Here is a 14,870-nt window from a genome sequence, read left to right on the forward strand (position 1 = left end):
CGAGTTTTCGTACACAGTCGACGTAGTATTTCTTACATGTTGAGCCTGGAACGCCTGCGCATCCTGCACGCCATCGACACCTACGGTTCGGTGAGCGCCGCCGCGGACGTGCTCGGCGTGACCACGTCGGCGGTCTCGCAGCAGATGGCTAAGCTGGAGCGGGAGACCGGGCAGTCGCTGCTGGCCAAGAGCGGCCGCGGTGTGCGGCTCACCGACGCGGGACGGCTGCTGTCCGGGCACGCCGAACGGATCCTGTCGCTGGTCGAGACGGCGCACGCGGACCTGGAGGCGCACCGCGGGGCCGCGCTCGGCGACCTGATCGCCGGTGCCTTCCCCACCGCGGTGCGCGGCCTCTTCCCCGCCGCGCTCACCGAGCTGCGGCGCGAGCACCCGCAGCTGCGCACGATGGTGCACGAGCTGGAGCCGCAGGAGTCACTGGCCCGCCTCACCCGCGGCGACATCGACCTGGCGCTCGTCCTGGACTGGTACAACAAGCCGCTGTCGCTGCCGGGCGGACTGGCCAAGGTGCCGCTCTTCGACGACATCGTCGACGTGGCCCTGCCGGCCGGCCACCCGCTGGAGGACCGCCCGCAGATCGACCTGGACGAGCTCGCGCAGGACGCCTGGATCGCCTGGCCGGACGGCGGCTTCTGCCACGAGTGGCTGCTGTTCACGCTGCGCGGCAAGGGCATAGAGCCGCGGGTCGCGCACCATGCCGAGGAGCACGCCACCGTGCTCGCCCTGGTCGCCGCCGGGCTCGGCGTGGCGGTCATCCCCCGGCTGGGCCGCGACCCGATGCCGGCCGGCGTCCGGGTGGTGCCGGTACGCCACACCATGCGGCGCCACGTCTACGCGGTGTGGCGCGAGGACGCCGACCGCCGCCCGGCGATCCGGGCGGCGGTCGACGCCCTCAGGACCGCGGCACGCCGCTACTGCTGACCAGGGACTTGCCTCGCGGGGCGGGTCAGGCCAGGGAGACGGTGCCGCCGGAGACGGTGACCGACTGCGACGGCAGTGCCTGGGTGGCCGGGCCGTGCGCCACCGAGCCGTCGGCGATGTGGAATTTGCTCCCGTGACAGGGGCAGTTGATCGTGCCGCCGGTGACCTCGGCCACCGTGCAGCTCCGGTGGGTGCAGACCGCCGAGAAGCCCTTGAAGTGGCCGGCCGTCGGCTGGGTGACGACCACCTTCTGGTCGGCGAAGACCTTCCCGCCGCCGACCGGGATGTCCGCGGTCTTCCCCAGCGGGGCCCCGCCGGCGGCGCCGAAGGAGGACGACGCGGACGGCGTGCCGGTGTCCGAGGGAGCCGAGGACGGCATGTCGGACGTGGGGGCGTCGGACGAGGGGGCGCCGGCCGCCGAGCCCGAGCCCGAGTCGGACCCGCATGCGGTGAGGACGGCGGCGAGACCGGCACCGCCCGCGGCGGCGAAGACGGTGCGGCGGGTGGGGGACACGGAGGGTCCGGGGGTTTCTGCCATGAGCTGCATCCTGTCCGCTGATCGGGCCGGACGGCCGCATTGGGCCGCCCGGCGGCGTGTGGCCACGCGTGTCCGTTGATACGGGCGGTCACCGCGATCCGTTCAACGACGCGCGCGGGAATTCCCCCGGGCGTCGCAGCGGCCACCCGGCCGTCCGGCCCCCGCCGGCACCGGCGATAGCCTGGGGCAATGCTGAGAGACGTGACGGGCATCCGCTATGTGACGCCGCTGCGCGAGGGCGGCTCGGTGCCCGGTGTGGTCGAGGCCGACGACCTCGGCACGTACGTGGTGAAATTCCGCGGCGCCGCCCAGGGCCGCAAGGCGCTGGTCGCCGAGGTGATCGCCGGCGAGCTGGGCCGCAGGCTGGGCCTGCGGGTGCCGGAGCTGGTCCGCTTCGACTTCGACCCGGTGATCGGCCTGGGGGAGCCCGACGAGGAGATCCAGGACCTGCTCAAGGCCAGCGGCGGCCTCAACCTCGGCATGGACTTCCTGCCCGGCTCTCTCGGCTTCGACCCGCTGGTCTTCGGCGTCGAGCCCGCGGAGGCGAGCCGGATCGTCTGGTTCGACGCGCTGATCGGCAACGTCGACCGGTCCTGGCGCAATCCCAACCTCCTGGTGTGGCACCGCAGCACCTGGCTGATCGACCACGGCGCCTCGCTGATCTGGCACCACAACTGGAAGACCGCGCGGACCGCGGCCGCGAAGGCCTACGACGCCTCCGACCACGCCCTGTCCCGCTTCTCGCCGCAGCCGGCCGCCGCCGCGGCCGAACTGGCGCCGCTGGTCACCGCGGAACTGCTCGCCGAGGTCACCGCGCTGGTCCCCGATGAGTGGCTGGCCGACGAGCCGGGCTTCGAGGCGCCCGACGACGTACGCCGGGCGTACGCCGAACTGCTGGCCGCACGGGCGGCGGACATCCACGAACGGATCACGCTCGCGCCCGTGTCGCGCGAGCGGCAGCCGCCGCCGGAGTGGCTGCGTACCTGGGTCGAGGGGAAGAACGCCTGATGAGCGGGCGCGAGGTGTTCGAGTACGCGCTGGTGCGCGTGATGCCGCGGATCGAGCGCGGCGAGATGATCAACGCCGGGGTGCTGGTCTACTGCAGGGCCAGGAGCTTCGTCGGCGCCCGGGTGCACCTGGACGAGACCCGGCTGCGCTGCCTCGACCCCGAGGTGGATGTGCCGGGGGTGCGGGCCGCGCTGCGCGGCTACCAGGACGTCTGCGCGGGCGGCGAGGACGCCGGCCAGGCGGGCGGCGACGACCCGGGGCGCCGCTTCCGCTGGCTGACCGCGCCCCGCAGCACGATCGTGCAGCCGGGCCCGATCCACACCGGGCTGACCGCCGACCCGCGGGCCGAGGTGGACCGGCTGCTGGCCCTGCTGGTCCGCTGAGCCGCCGGAAGCGCGGGTGCGTCCGGTGCGCTGAGCCACATCCCCCGTGGTGGCGTTGACACTGGGTCACTGTCCTCCTACGGTTTCGGCAACGGGACCTACTAAGCGGTCGCTCATGCGTTTCGGGCGCGGGCCGGCCGCACCACAGGGCTGAGGAGAACAGATGTCCAGCACCGAGCAGCGCGTCGCGATCGTCACCGGCGCCGCCCGCGGAATCGGCGCCGCCACCGCGGTGCGGCTGGCCGAGCAGGGCCGCGCCGTCGCCGTACTCGACCTCGACGAGAGCGCCTGCAAGGACACCGTCGAGACCATCACCGCGGCTGGCGGCCGGGCCGTCGCGGTGGGCGCCGACGTGTCGGACGAGGCGCAGGTCGAGGCCGCCGTCGCCAGGGTCGCCGCCGAACTGGGGCAGCCGACCGTCCTGGTGAACAACGCGGGAGTGCTCCGCGACAACCTGCTGTTCAAGATGAGCGCCGGCGACTGGGACACCGTCATGGGCGTCCACCTGCGCGGCGCCTTCCTGATGACCCGTGCCGTCCAGAGCCACATGGTCGACGCGCACTTCGGCCGGGTGGTCAACCTCTCCTCGTCCTCCGCGCTGGGCAACCGCGGCCAGGCCAACTACTCCGCCGCCAAGGCCGGCCTGCAGGGCTTCACCAAGACCCTCGCCATCGAGCTGGGCAAATTCGGCGTCACCGCCAACGCCGTGGCCCCCGGCTTCATCGTCACCGACATGACGGCGGCCACCGCCGCCCGGGTCGGCATGGACTTCGAGGAGTTCCAGACCGCCGCCGCCACCCAGATCCCGGTCCAGCGGGTCGGCAGGCCGGAGGACGTCGCGGGCGCCATCGCCTTCTTCACCGGCGACGACGCCGGATTCATCTCGGGACAGGTGCTCTACGTGGCCGGCGGCCCGCTCAACTGACCGGCCGGAGGCCCGACATCATGACCCAGCTCCCCAGCACCACCCCCGGCGCCGCGCCCGTCCAGGACACCGGCAGGGTCGCCCTGGTCACCGGCGCGAGCCGCGGCATCGGCTACGGCATCGCGCAGGCCCTGGTCGCCCGCGGCGACCGGGTGTGCATCACCGGACGCAACGAGGACGCGCTCAAGGACGCCGTCGAGCGGCTCGGCCCCGACCGGGTGATCGGCGTCGCGGGCAAGGCCCACGACGAGGCGCACCAGGCCATCGCCGTGGAACGCACCATGGAGGCCTTCGGCCGGGTGGACTACCTGGCCAACAACGCGGGCACCAACCCGGTCTACGGCCTGCTCGCCGACCTCGACCTCGGGGTGGCGCGCAAGGTCTACGAGACCAACGTGATCTCCGCGCTCGGCTTCGCCCAGCAGACCTGGCGTGCCTGGCAGAAGGACAACGGCGGCGCGATACTCAACATCACCTCGATCGCGGGCCTGGCGCCGTCGCCCTTCATCGGCGCCTACGGCATCAGCAAGGCCGCGATGGTCAACCTGACCGTCCAGCTCGCCGCCGAGATGGCACCCGGCGTGCGGGTCAACTCCATCGCCCCCGCGGTGGTCAAGACGAAATTCGCCGCGGCGCTCTACGAGGGCCGCGAGGAGGAGGCCGCCGCCGGCTACCCGCTGGGGCGGCTCGGCGTGCCGGAGGACATCGGCGGCGCCGCCGCCTTCCTGCTCGGCGACCAGGCCGGCTGGATCACCGGCCAGAACCTGGTGATCGACGGCGGGCTCTTCCTGCGCGCCGGCGGCGCCTGAGCCAAGCGGCGCCGGCCGCCGCCCGGCCCCGGCCCCCTGCGGCCGGGGCCGGGCGGCGGCCGCGATGTGGGCGCTGTCAGTGCCTGCCGGTACGTTCTGACGCAGTAACGGATCGCGTACCGGAGGTTCCCGACGTGCCCAGCATGCTGCCCGACTCCTGGCAGAGCGTCCTCGGCGAGGAGTTGGACAAGCCGTACTACCGGCAGCTCACCGAGTTCGTGGAGGCCGAACGCAAGGAGCACCGGATCTTCCCGCCCCGCGACGAGGTCTTCGCGGCGCTGGAGGCGACGCCCTTCGACCGGGTCAAGGTGCTGGTCCTCGGCCAGGACCCCTACCACGGCGACGGACAGGGCCACGGGCTGTGCTTCTCCGTCCGCCCGGGCGTGAAGACCCCACCGTCGCTGCGCAACATCTTCAAGGAGATGCGCGACGAGCTGGGCCACCCCGTGCCGGACAACGGCTATCTGCTCCCCTGGGCGGAGCAGGGCGTCCTGCTGCTCAACGCGGTGCTGACGGTGCGCGAAGGCGAGGCCAACTCCCACAAGGGCAAGGGCTGGGAGAAATTCACCGACGCGGTGATCAAGGCCGTGTCGGCGCGCACCGACCCCGCGGTCTTCGTGCTGTGGGGCAATTACGCCAAGAAGAAGCTGCCGCTGATCGACACCGGCCGGCACGCCGTCATCCAGGGGGCGCACCCCTCGCCGCTGTCGGCGAAGCTCTTCCTCGGCAGCCGCCCCTTCACCCAGATCGACGCCGCGGTCCGGGCGCAGGGGCACGAGCCCATCGACTGGCGCATCCCCGATCTCGGGGTGCGCGCCGGTTAGCGTCGTCGGATGCGAGGACATCAGGAGGCGCCGATGGAGGACCCGGCGGCCGCGGACGACGCCATGACGGGCAGGATCGGGCAGGTGGTGATGCTGCTGCACGCCGGGGACCGGGAGGAGGCGCGCAACCGCTTCACCGCCCTGTGGGCCGAGCTGGGGGAGCAGGGCGACGCCCTGCACCGCTGCACCGTCGCGCACTACCTGGCCGACGCCCAGGACGACCCGGAGGACGAGCTGGCCTGGGACCTGCGGGCGCTGCGGGCCGCCGACGCGGTGGCCGCGGAGCGCTCCGGCGACGAGCGCAGGACCGGCCAGGTACGCGGCTTCTACCCGTCGCTGCACCTGAACCTGGCGGCGGCCTACGCCCGGGTCGGCGAGGACCGACTGGCCCGCAGCCACCTCGCCCTGGCCCGCAAGGCCTGCGGCGCCCTGGCCGAGGACGCGTACGGCGACGGGGTGCGGGCCGCGGTGGGCCGGCTGGAACTGCGGCTGACCGGTTCGGGTCAGCTGCCCTAGGACCGCGCGCAGAGGGCGGCCGTGGGACTGTCCGCCGCCCAGCCGCCGTACGTACGGCCCAGCGCGCACGCCCCGGCCGCCGCGGGCACCCGCGGCACCGGTGTCCGCGGCGCCCGGTGCACCACCGGCCGCCTCCGGCGCCGTACGGCCGGTACGTGCCGCCGCCGGGGGGCCCGCGCGGTCCGGGCCGGTGGCGGCACGGCCTCGGCGGCGGGGGCCGCGGCGTCCGGCGCCGCCGTCGCCAGCAGCGGCCGGGCCGGTGGCGGGGTCAGCCGGACGACGTCGGGCGCCCCGCGGCTGGGCGCCGGGGCGGGAAGGGCGGGCGGGGAGGCGGAGACGGTGGTGCATCCGGCCGCGGCACAGACCGCCACCAGGACCACCGCAGCGGGGAGCAGGCGCACGGTCCCAACAGTGCCCGCACCCCGGGGCGCCCGACAGTCCCCGCAGGGGTGAAAGACCCGCCCCGGACGTTCGCCGCTCACCCGGACGAGTGAGCGGCGGCCCCGCCGCCCCGGTTGGGAGCTGGCCGGAATCCGGCCCGTATGCTGCGGTGACACCGCTCCCACCAGGGGGTATTGCGGGACCGGCACGAGGAGCACGCATGGCATCGGGCAGCGCCCCTTTGAAGATCGGCGTCATCGGACTCGGTGACATCGCGCAGAAGGCGTATCTGCCGGTGCTCGCCGCCCAGCCGGGCCTGGAGATCCATCTGCAGACCCGCACCCCCGCGACCCTGGACCTGGTCGGCGACGCCTACCGGCTGCCGTACCGGCACACCGCCCTCGACGACCTGCTCGCCCAGGGCCTCGGCGCCGCCTTCGTGCACGCGCCCACCGAGCACCACGTAGACATCGCCTCCCGCGTCGTGGCGGCCGGGGTGCCGGTCTACGTCGACAAGCCGCTGGCCCGGGACGCCGAGGGCGCCCGCGGCCTCGTCGCGCTCGCACGGCGGCACGGCGTGCCGCTGATGGCCGGCTTCAACCGCCGCTACGCCCCCGGCTACGTGCAGTGCCTGGACCACTCGCGGGATCTGATCTTCCTGCAGAAGAACCGGATCGGGCTGGCCGACGATCCGCGCGAGGTCGTCTTCGACGACTTCATCCACGTCGTGGACACCCTGCGCTTCCTGGCGCCCGGGCCCGTCGAGCAGGTCAGGGTCTCGGCGAAGGTCGCCGGCGGCCTGCTGCACCACGTCGTGCTGCACCTGTCGGGCGCGGGTTTCACCGCGATCGGCTCGATGAACCGGATGAGCGGCTCCGTCGAGGAGAGCCTCGACGTCAGCGGCGGCGACACCCGGCGCCAGGTACTCAACCTCGCCGAGGTCGTCGACCACAAGGGCCAGCCGACGGTGCGCCGCCGAGGCGACTGGGTGCCGGTCGCCCGGCAGCGCGGCATCGAGCAGATCACCCTGGCCTTCCTCGACGCGGTCCGCGCCGGCACCCCGCTCGACGGCGGCGACGCGCTGGCCACCCACGAGCTGTGCGAACGGATCGTCACCGAGGTACGGGAACAGGCCGCCTGACCGCGCACGTCAGCTCGTAGGCCGCCGCGGCCAGCACCAGCAGCAGCGCCAGGTGCGGCACCCAGTCGCCGAACCGCACGTAGAGGCTGCGGCCGGACGCCAGCGGCACCTCGTAGACCGCCGAGGTGCTGCTGCCGGTGCCGATCGCGGGGCCGACCCGGTCGCCGTCGGCGTCGTAGACCGCGCTGATCCCTGTCAGCGTGGCGTGCACCATCGGCCGCCAGCTCTCGGCGGCCCGCAGCGCGGCGAGCGAGGCGTGCTGCGCGGGCGCCCAGCTGTGCTGGAAGGACGACGTGGAGGACTGGGCGACGAGCAACTGGGCGCCGTCGCCGGCCAGATGGCGGCTCATGTCGGGGAAGGCCGTCTCGAAGCACACCAGCGGCCCGAACCGCAGCCCCCCGGCGTCCATCACCACCTGCCGGGTGCCCGGCTGCCGGTCCTCGCCCGCGGCCTTGCCCACCGACGTGGCCCAGCCCAGCACCGACCGCAGCGGGATGTACTCGCCGAACGGCACCAGCCGCATCTTGTCGTACGAGGGTCCGGCGACCCCGTCCGGGCCGACGAGCACCGTCGTCTTGGAGATGCCGCTGCCGTCGGCCCGCGCGGCGTCCACATTGACCAGCAGGTACGCCCCGACCTGCCGGGACAGCGCGGCCAGCCGACGCGCCACGTCGGGCCGCGCGGTCAGGTCGACGCCGATGCTGCTCTCGCCCCACACCACCAGGTCCGGGTGGTCGCCGGCCAGCCGCGCGGTCAGCAGCGCCTCCCGGTCCAGCCGCGCGTCACCGCCTGCGACGACCCCCGGCTGGACCACCGCGATCCTGGTGCTGCCCGCGGTCTGCGGGCGCGGTGTCCACAGCCAGACAGCGCCGGTCAGCACCGCGGTGGCCAGCAGCGCCCCCGCGGCCCGCCCGCGCACCCCGGGGACGGCGACCAGCACGACCACGGCGGTGTTCACCAGCACGACCAGCAGGCTGGCCAGCCACACCCCGCCGATCGACACCAGCCGCAGCGCCGGGGCCACTTGCCACTGGCTGGCCCCCATCAGCCCCCACGGTCCGCCGAGATACTGCCAGGAGCGCACCAGCTCCACCATCAGCCACCCGCACGGCAGCAGCGCCAGGGCGGCCCCGACCCGCGGCGCCCCCTCCGCGCCTGCCCCGAGCAGCCGGCGCACCAGCCAGCCCCACGGCGCCCACAGGGCGCCGAGCAGCAGCGCGAGCACCACGATGAAGACGTTCAGGCTCGGGATCAGCCAGTGGTGCACGGCCAGCATGAAGCCGGCGCCGCCGAGCCACCCGTCGAGCAGCGCCCGGCGCGGACTGCCGGCCGAGCGCGCCAGCAACATCCACGGCACCAGGGCCACGTAGGCCAGCCACCACAGCGACGGCGCGGGGAAGGCCAGCGCGGGCAGTGCCCCGGCGAGTGCCGCGGCGGCGCCGCGGATCCAGGGCGACGCGAGCCGCGACCGCTGTCCCCGTACCGTCACCGTCATACGCGCTCCCTCACCCGTCGGCGCACACCGGCCCGTACCGGCTACGGGGATGTGGAGCGACCAGTGTGCGGGGTCCTGCGGGCCCCGGGCGGTCGGCGACATGCGGGGCGCCCGGCGTGTCGGGCGCCGATCCGGCGGGGCTCACGGCCGGTCAGGCGGTGCCGCGCGCACCGGTGCGGCCGCCGGGCGTACGGCTCAGGGCTGCCGGTTCCAGGAGGTCAGCACGTGGCGGCCGTGTTCGGAGCCGAGCCTGCTGACCGTACCGGTTGCCAGTTGGAACAGGGCGCCGTCGGCGGGCGGCAGGCCCAGCCGGCGGGCCGTCAGGACCCGCAGGAAATGGGCGTGCGCGACCAGCACCACGTCGCCGCCGTCGCCGTTGGCGAAGGCCGCCTCGGCCCGCGCGAGGACCCGGTCGGCGCGCTCGCCGATCTGCTGCGGGGACTCACCGGGATGGCCCTCGGGCCCCGGGATCACACCGTCGGTCCACAGATCCCAGCCGGGCCGCTCGCGCAGGATGTCCCGGGTGGTCACGCCCTCGTAGCCGCCGTAGTCCCATTCGCGCAGTCCCGGGTCGACCTTGGTGTGGTCGAGTCCGGCCAGCTTCGCGGTGTCGCGGGCGCGCTGCATCGGGCTGGTCAGGACGCAGGAGATGTGCCGGGAGGCGAGCAGCGGCGCCAGCGAGCGGGCCTGCTCCTCGCCGTGCGCGGTCAGCGGGAGGTCGGTGTAGCTGGTGTGCCGCCCTGTCATGCTCCACTCGGTCTCACCGTGCCGGATCAGCACCAGTTCACCCATCGCGCACCTCCTGCGACGCCGCTCGGCGCCCCGAAGTGATCATACGTCGCAGGCGTAACCGACGGCCGGGCCGCACCGTCCCGCCGGGCGCCCGACCGGTGCCGGTCACCGGCATGTCATCCGCGACGCACCTGGCATGACACGCGGGCGCCGGGAAAGACTTCCGGTCATCCGGCGTCGTTACGATGACCGCGCGCCCCCCGGTTGCGGCATCAGTGTGACACCGGTGTGATCGAAGGGGCGTGCCGCGGACCGTGGTGTCCCAGGCCCCGCCGGGTCCGCCCCGCCGTCCGCCGACAGCAACAGGAGCTGCCATGAACGACGCCTCCCGCACCTACGACGTGATCGTCATCGGTGCAGGCCCTGTCGGTGAGAACCTGGCGGACCGGGCCCGGGCCGCCGGGCTGAGCACGGTGGTCGTGGAGAGCGAACTCGTCGGCGGCGAGTGCTCGTACTGGGCGTGCATGCCGAGCAAGGCCCTGCTGCGCCCGGCCCTGGCCCGGGCGGACGCCCGCCGGCTGCCCGGCCTGAGCCGTGCCGTGAGGGGGCCGCTCGACACCTCCGCGGTGCTGGCCAGGCGCGACGAGTTCACGTCCCACTGGAAGGACGACGGGCAGGTGGGCTGGCTGCGGTCGGTCGACGTGGATCTCGTCCGCGGCCACGGCAGGCTGACCGGCGAGCGCCAGGTGGCCGTCACCACCCCGGAGGGCGACACCGTACGGCTGGCTGCCCGGCACGCGGTGGCGGTGTGCACCGGCACGACCGCGGCGCTGCCGCCCATGCCGGGCATCGCCGACGTCAACCCGTGGACCAGCAGGGACGCCACCAGCGCCAAGAAGGCCCCGCGGCGGCTCGCGGTGGTCGGCGGCGGCGTCGTCGCGGTCGAGATGGCCACCGCCTGGCAGGCGCTCGGCTCCCAGGTCACGCTGCTGGTGCGGGGCGGCTCGCTGCTGGACAAGATCGAGCCCTTCGCCGGCGAGATGGTCGCCGACGCGCTGCGGGAGGCCGGGGTCGACCTGCGGTTCGGGGCGAACGTGGCGTCGGTGGAGCGGGACGGCGCCCACGGCGAGGTCAGGATCGGCCTGGAGGGTGGCGCCCAGGTCAGTTGCGACGAGGTGCTCTTCGCCGTGGGACGCGCCCCGCACACCGGCGACATCGGCCTGGAGACCGTCGGCCTCAAGCCGGGCGGCTGGCTGCAGGTCGACGACACCTGCCGGGTCACCGGCGTCGAGGGCGGCTGGCTGTACGCGGCCGGCGACGTCAACCACCGGGCGCTGCTCACCCACCAGGGCAAATACCAGGGGCGTATCGCCGGCGCGGTGATCGGCGCCCGCGCCAAGGGCGAGCCGGTGGACGACGCTCCCTGGGGCGCCCATGTCGCGACCGCCGACCACGCTGCGGTGCCGCAGGTGGTCTTCACCGACCCCGAGGTCGCCGCGGTCGGCCTGTCGGCCGCCGAGGCGGAGCAGGCGGGCCGGCGCACCAAGGTCGTGGACTACGACCTCGCCCAGGTTGCCGGCGCGAGCCTGTACGGCGACGACTACCGCGGCCGGGCCAGGATGGTCGTGGACCTGGACCGCGACATCCTGCTGGGTGTCACCTTCGTCGGCCCGGGCGTCGGCGAGCTGCTGCACTCGGCGACGGTGGCGGTCGCGGGCGAGGTGCCGGTGGACCGGCTGTGGCACGCCGTCCCGGCCTACCCGACGGTCAGCGAGGTCTGGCTGCGGCTGCTGGAGGCCTACCGCGGCTGACCGGGCGCCCCGGGTCAGCCCGTGGCACTCACCGCGCCCGTGGCGAGCTGCGGGTAGAGGGCGGTGAGGTCGGCCGCCAGCCCCGCCTTGACCTGCTTGCTGAGGTCGTCGGCGAGCACCTCGTGCAGCCCGTCCCGTACGCCGTCGAGCGCGGTGCGCGCGACCGCCGCGGGGTCGAGCTTCGGGGCGGTGACCGCGGCCGTCATGTCGGTGTCCATGTAGCCGACGTGCAGCGAGGTGACCTGGGTGCCCTGCTCGGCGAGCGCCACCCGCAGCGCGTTGGTCATCGACCACTCGGCCGACTTCGCGGCGGCGTAGGCGGCGGAGCCGGGCATCGTGACCCAGGACAGCACCGAGAGGACGTTGAGGACCGCGCCGCCCCCGTTGCGCGCCAGGACGGGAGCGAAGGCCCGGCTGACGTCCAGGGTGCCCAGCACGTGCGTCTCGAACTCCGTGCGGTAGGCGCCCAGCTCGCCGTCCAGGATGGCCGCGCCGGTCGAGGTGCCCGCGTTGTTGACCAGCAGGGTGACGTCCTGCGCCTGCTCGGCCGCGGTGCGCACCGAGGCGGGATCGGTGACGTCCAGGGCGATCGGCACGGCTCCGGGGACCCGCACCGAGCCGGGGTTGCGTGCGGCGGCGTAGACCTTGGCCGCTCCGGCGTCGAGCAGTGCCTTCACGAACTGCTCGCCGAGCCCGCGGTTGCCACCGGTGACGAGTGCGACTGCTCCGTCGATCTGCATGGGAGGTCCTTCGGTAGGAATGTCCGACCAGTGGAAACCGATCGGTTTTCACCACGGTAAACCGATCTGTTTCCGATGTCGAGCCGGGGCGGTAGTCTCGACTCATGGACACCGAGCAGCAGCAGCCGAGCACCGGGAGGCCGGCGCGCGCGGCGACGCCCTCGCCGGCCGTGAAGGCCTCCTCGCGGGACCGCCTGCTGGACGCCGCGTCCGCGCTCTTCTACCGGCAGGGCGTCGGTACCGGCATCGACGCCCTGTGCAAGGCCGCGGGTGTCTCGAAGCGCTCGATGTACCAGCTCTTCGACGGCAAGGACGACATGCTGGCCGCCGCGCTCGAACGGTCCGCGGCCGGCTACCAGGCGCTCGTGCTGCCGCCGCCGGACGGCCCCGGCACCCCCCGCGACCGGCTGCTGCACGTCTTCGAGCGGCTGGAGCAGGCGGCGCTGTCGCCCGACTACCTCGGCTGCCCGTTCCTGGCCACCCAGGTGGAGCTGAAGGATCCGGCCCACCCCGCCAGCGTGGTGGCCGCCCGCGGCAAGCAGGTGCTCACCGACTTCTTCCGGGCGGAGGCCGCCCGTGGCGGCGCCGCCGACCCGGACCTGCTGGCCCGTCAGCTGACGCTGGTCTTCGACGGGGCGAGCGCCAGGGCCGGGATCGGCGCGGACAGCCTGGACGGCCTCGCGGTCACGACGGCCGCCGCCCTGGTCGACGCGGCGGGCGTCGAAGGGTGACTGTCCGGGGCCGGGGGAGTGGTGGGAACGCCCCTTCTCGGGACCCGGCGGAAGCCGTCCATCCAATGGTCATGATGTCCAGCATGCGGGCAGGTGTTTGACCGGGCTCCTCCGCGCCGGTTACGTTGCGCGGCATGCAGCGCACCACACACCTGACGACGCGGGGTCATGTCGACCTCAAGCGTGTGTGCTCCGCCGCGTGTCACCAGGTCTGACAGCACAGCTCCGCGAGGAGCGCCAACGGGATCGCCCGCCCCGCCGGTTCGCCACCGGTGCGGCCCTACGGGTACGCCCGCCGCCGTCGACCACCCTGGAAGGCCATCGTGGTAGTCCTGCCACCGCCCGACCGCCGTGACACCGCCCCGCCGCTCCCGGCTCCCCTTCGCCGCGCCGACCTTCCGCAGCCCGCTGCCCCGCCCCGCCGTCCGCCCGCGGCCGGCGCCGTGCTCGGTGCGATCCTCGACCACGGGCCGGTGGCCCGCAGCACCGTCGCCCGGCTGACCGGCCTGTCGCCCGCCGCGGTCAGCGGGCACTGTGCGCAGTTCCTGGCCCGCGGGCTGGTCCGGGAGAGCCCGGAGACCGCGGGGCCCCGCGGACTCGGCCGCCCGCACATCCCGCTGGAGATCGACACCAGCCGCTATCTGGTGGCCGGCGCGCACATCGCCGTCGCCCACTCCACCCTGGCGCTGATGGACCTGCGCGGCCGTATCGTCGTGGGCGACCGCACACCGCACCGCGGCACCGACCCGCAGCAGGTGCTCGGCGGACTCGCCGCCCGGCTGCCGCGGATGGTCGCCGCGCACGCCGACGGCCGTACGGTCCTGGCGCTGGGTCTCGCCACCGGCCAGTGGGTCGACCCCGAAGCCGGTGTGATCGTGGACCACCCCCGGTTGGGCTGGCGCGACGTGGCGGCCCGTGAGTTCCTGACAGCTGCCACCGGACTGCCCGTGTACGTCGACAGCCACTCCCGGGCGCTGGCCCGCGCCGAGCAGCTGCTGGGCGCGGTCGCCACCCGGGACAGCGCGGTGCTGCTCTTCGTCGGCGCGGTCGTGGACGCCGCCTTCGCCACCGCGGACGGCGTCCACCGCGGCCCGCGCTCGGCCGCCGGCAGCGTGGCGCATCTGCCGGTCGGACCCGGCACCGACTCCGCCGAACCCTGTACGTGCGGTACGGCCGGCTGTCTGCAGTCCGAGGTCTCCGAGCCCGCCCTCGTACGGCAGGCCGCCGCCCGCGGGCTGGAGGTCACCGACTTCCGCGCCCTGCTCGACCTGGCACTGGCCGGCGAGCCGCGCGCGGTGGACCTCTTCCGGCGGCGGGCGCTGCTGGTGGGCCGGGCGGTCGCGCTGCTGCTCGACATGTTCGACCCGGAGGTCGTGGTGGTCGTCGAGGCGGGCTCGGGGCGGCTGGCGGAGTGTCTGGCCGTACTGCGCGCCGAGGTCGCCGCCCGCTCGTGGGTCTGCGACGACCCGGAGCGGGCAGTGGTGCCGAGCAGCTTCACCGGGTCGGTCCTGCCGGTCGCGGGCGCCGCGGTGGCACTCGGGGCGCTCTACGCCGACCCGCTCGGTCCGTGGCCGGTGCTGCCCGCCGTGTGCTGAGCCGGTGTGTGCTGAAGGGGTGTCACCTGAACCGGTGTCACCTTCGCCGGAACCGCCGTCGGGACCGCCGCGGTAACCGACTTAATTCAGGCAGTTGCATTGTTGACCCGGGCACGGCACGGACGCGAGAATGGAAACATGAACGGTCAGCAGCGGAATCCGGAGCGGGCGCAGAGCCCGACGCTTTCCTGTTGTCGCCACAGCGCCGCCGGTGCGTGTTGTCCGCGCCGTTCCCGCCAGGGCGCCCGCCGGGCCGCGTAATCTTCGCGCCGCCCGCATAACGAAAATCCCACTGCATTTCC

The 14,870-nt window shown here is 74.1% G+C and carries 16 protein-coding genes; 11 read left to right on the forward strand and 5 right to left on the reverse strand.

Going from position 1 to position 14,870, the window contains the following annotated elements; genetic code table 11:
* The first annotated feature begins 36 nt into the window (after positions 1-36).
* The gene (locus tag BUE44_RS15440; RefSeq protein WP_073498547.1) at positions 37-939 is read left to right on the forward strand and encodes a LysR family transcriptional regulator; all 903 of its coding nucleotides are present in this window, start codon (positions 37-39) and stop codon (positions 937-939) included.
* A 25-nt stretch (positions 940-964) separates the two neighbouring features.
* Here the strand turns inward: BUE44_RS15440 and BUE44_RS15445 are convergent, their stop codons facing one another.
* Positions 965-1,477, reverse strand: a complete 513-nt coding sequence (locus BUE44_RS15445; protein WP_073498549.1) for a Rieske (2Fe-2S) protein — start codon at positions 1,475-1,477, stop codon at positions 965-967.
* Positions 1,478-1,666: 189 nt separating this feature from the next.
* Between BUE44_RS15445 and BUE44_RS15450 the strand changes: the two genes are divergently transcribed.
* The 6 genes from BUE44_RS15450 (at position 1,667) to BUE44_RS15475 (ending at position 5,942) form a co-directional block, all read left to right on the forward strand.
* Complete coding sequence (locus tag BUE44_RS15450; RefSeq protein ID WP_200804428.1) at positions 1,667-2,485, forward strand: HipA family kinase; 819 nt, start codon at positions 1,667-1,669, stop codon at positions 2,483-2,485.
* On the forward strand, positions 2,485-2,868 hold the full coding sequence (locus tag BUE44_RS15455; protein WP_073498553.1) for a DUF3037 domain-containing protein: 384 nt from the start codon (positions 2,485-2,487) through the stop codon (positions 2,866-2,868). The genes BUE44_RS15450 and BUE44_RS15455 overlap by 1 nt, the downstream gene beginning before the upstream one ends.
* A gap of 163 nt (positions 2,869-3,031) precedes the next feature.
* Complete coding sequence (fabG, locus tag BUE44_RS15460) at positions 3,032-3,793, forward strand: 3-oxoacyl-ACP reductase FabG (RefSeq protein ID WP_073498555.1); 762 nt, start codon at positions 3,032-3,034, stop codon at positions 3,791-3,793.
* 20 nt (positions 3,794-3,813) lie between these two features.
* Complete coding sequence (locus BUE44_RS15465) at positions 3,814-4,602, forward strand: SDR family oxidoreductase (protein ID WP_073498557.1); 789 nt, start codon at positions 3,814-3,816, stop codon at positions 4,600-4,602.
* Between the two features lie 134 nt (positions 4,603-4,736).
* On the forward strand, positions 4,737-5,426 hold the full coding sequence (gene ung, locus BUE44_RS15470) for a uracil-DNA glycosylase (protein WP_107415740.1): 690 nt from the start codon (positions 4,737-4,739) through the stop codon (positions 5,424-5,426).
* 9 nt (positions 5,427-5,435) lie between these two features.
* Complete coding sequence (locus BUE44_RS15475) at positions 5,436-5,942, forward strand: hypothetical protein (RefSeq protein ID WP_235002176.1); 507 nt, start codon at positions 5,436-5,438, stop codon at positions 5,940-5,942.
* Here BUE44_RS15475 and BUE44_RS15480 read toward each other — a convergent pair.
* Entirely contained in the window at positions 5,939-6,343 is a 405-nt protein-coding gene (locus BUE44_RS15480) for a hypothetical protein (RefSeq protein ID WP_073498561.1), read from the reverse strand. The two genes, BUE44_RS15475 and BUE44_RS15480, sit on opposite strands and share 4 nt — an antisense overlap.
* Before the next feature lie 221 nt (positions 6,344-6,564).
* Here BUE44_RS15480 and BUE44_RS15485 point away from each other — a divergent pair, with 221 nt between their 5' ends.
* Complete coding sequence (locus BUE44_RS15485) at positions 6,565-7,464, forward strand: Gfo/Idh/MocA family protein (RefSeq protein WP_073498563.1); 900 nt, start codon at positions 6,565-6,567, stop codon at positions 7,462-7,464.
* On the opposite strand, the gene lnt is transcribed toward BUE44_RS15485, so the two are convergent.
* The gene (gene lnt / locus BUE44_RS15490; protein WP_073498566.1) at positions 7,436-8,959 is read right to left on the reverse strand and encodes an apolipoprotein N-acyltransferase; all 1,524 of its coding nucleotides are present in this window, start codon (positions 8,957-8,959) and stop codon (positions 7,436-7,438) included. The two genes, BUE44_RS15485 and lnt, sit on opposite strands and share 29 nt — an antisense overlap.
* 195 nt (positions 8,960-9,154) lie before the next feature.
* A complete protein-coding gene (locus tag BUE44_RS15495) occupies positions 9,155-9,751 on the reverse strand; it encodes a histidine phosphatase family protein (RefSeq protein ID WP_073498568.1) in 597 nt (198 codons plus the stop codon).
* Between the two features lie 314 nt (positions 9,752-10,065).
* Here BUE44_RS15495 and BUE44_RS15500 point away from each other — a divergent pair, with 314 nt between their 5' ends.
* Positions 10,066-11,502 carry a dihydrolipoyl dehydrogenase family protein gene (locus BUE44_RS15500; protein WP_073498571.1) on the forward strand — a complete coding sequence of 479 codons (1,437 nt, stop codon included), beginning with the start codon at positions 10,066-10,068 and terminating at the stop codon, positions 11,500-11,502.
* Positions 11,503-11,516: 14 nt separating this feature from the next.
* Here BUE44_RS15500 and BUE44_RS15505 read toward each other — a convergent pair whose 3' ends face one another.
* Entirely contained in the window at positions 11,517-12,242 is a 726-nt protein-coding gene (locus tag BUE44_RS15505) for an SDR family oxidoreductase (protein ID WP_073498573.1), read from the reverse strand.
* A 104-nt stretch (positions 12,243-12,346) separates the two neighbouring features.
* Between BUE44_RS15505 and BUE44_RS15510 the strand changes: the two genes are divergently transcribed.
* A complete protein-coding gene (locus BUE44_RS15510) occupies positions 12,347-12,973 on the forward strand; it encodes a TetR/AcrR family transcriptional regulator (RefSeq protein WP_079189773.1) in 627 nt (208 codons plus the stop codon).
* A gap of 323 nt (positions 12,974-13,296) precedes the next feature.
* Positions 13,297-14,568, forward strand: coding sequence for an ROK family transcriptional regulator (locus BUE44_RS15515; RefSeq protein WP_407640029.1), 1,272 nt, complete (start codon positions 13,297-13,299; stop codon positions 14,566-14,568).
* The last annotated feature ends 302 nt before the right edge of the window (positions 14,569-14,870 follow it).

The sequence above is a fragment of the Actinacidiphila paucisporea genome (assembly GCF_900142575.1).
Lineage (GTDB): Bacteria > Actinomycetota > Actinomycetes > Streptomycetales > Streptomycetaceae > Actinacidiphila > Actinacidiphila paucisporea.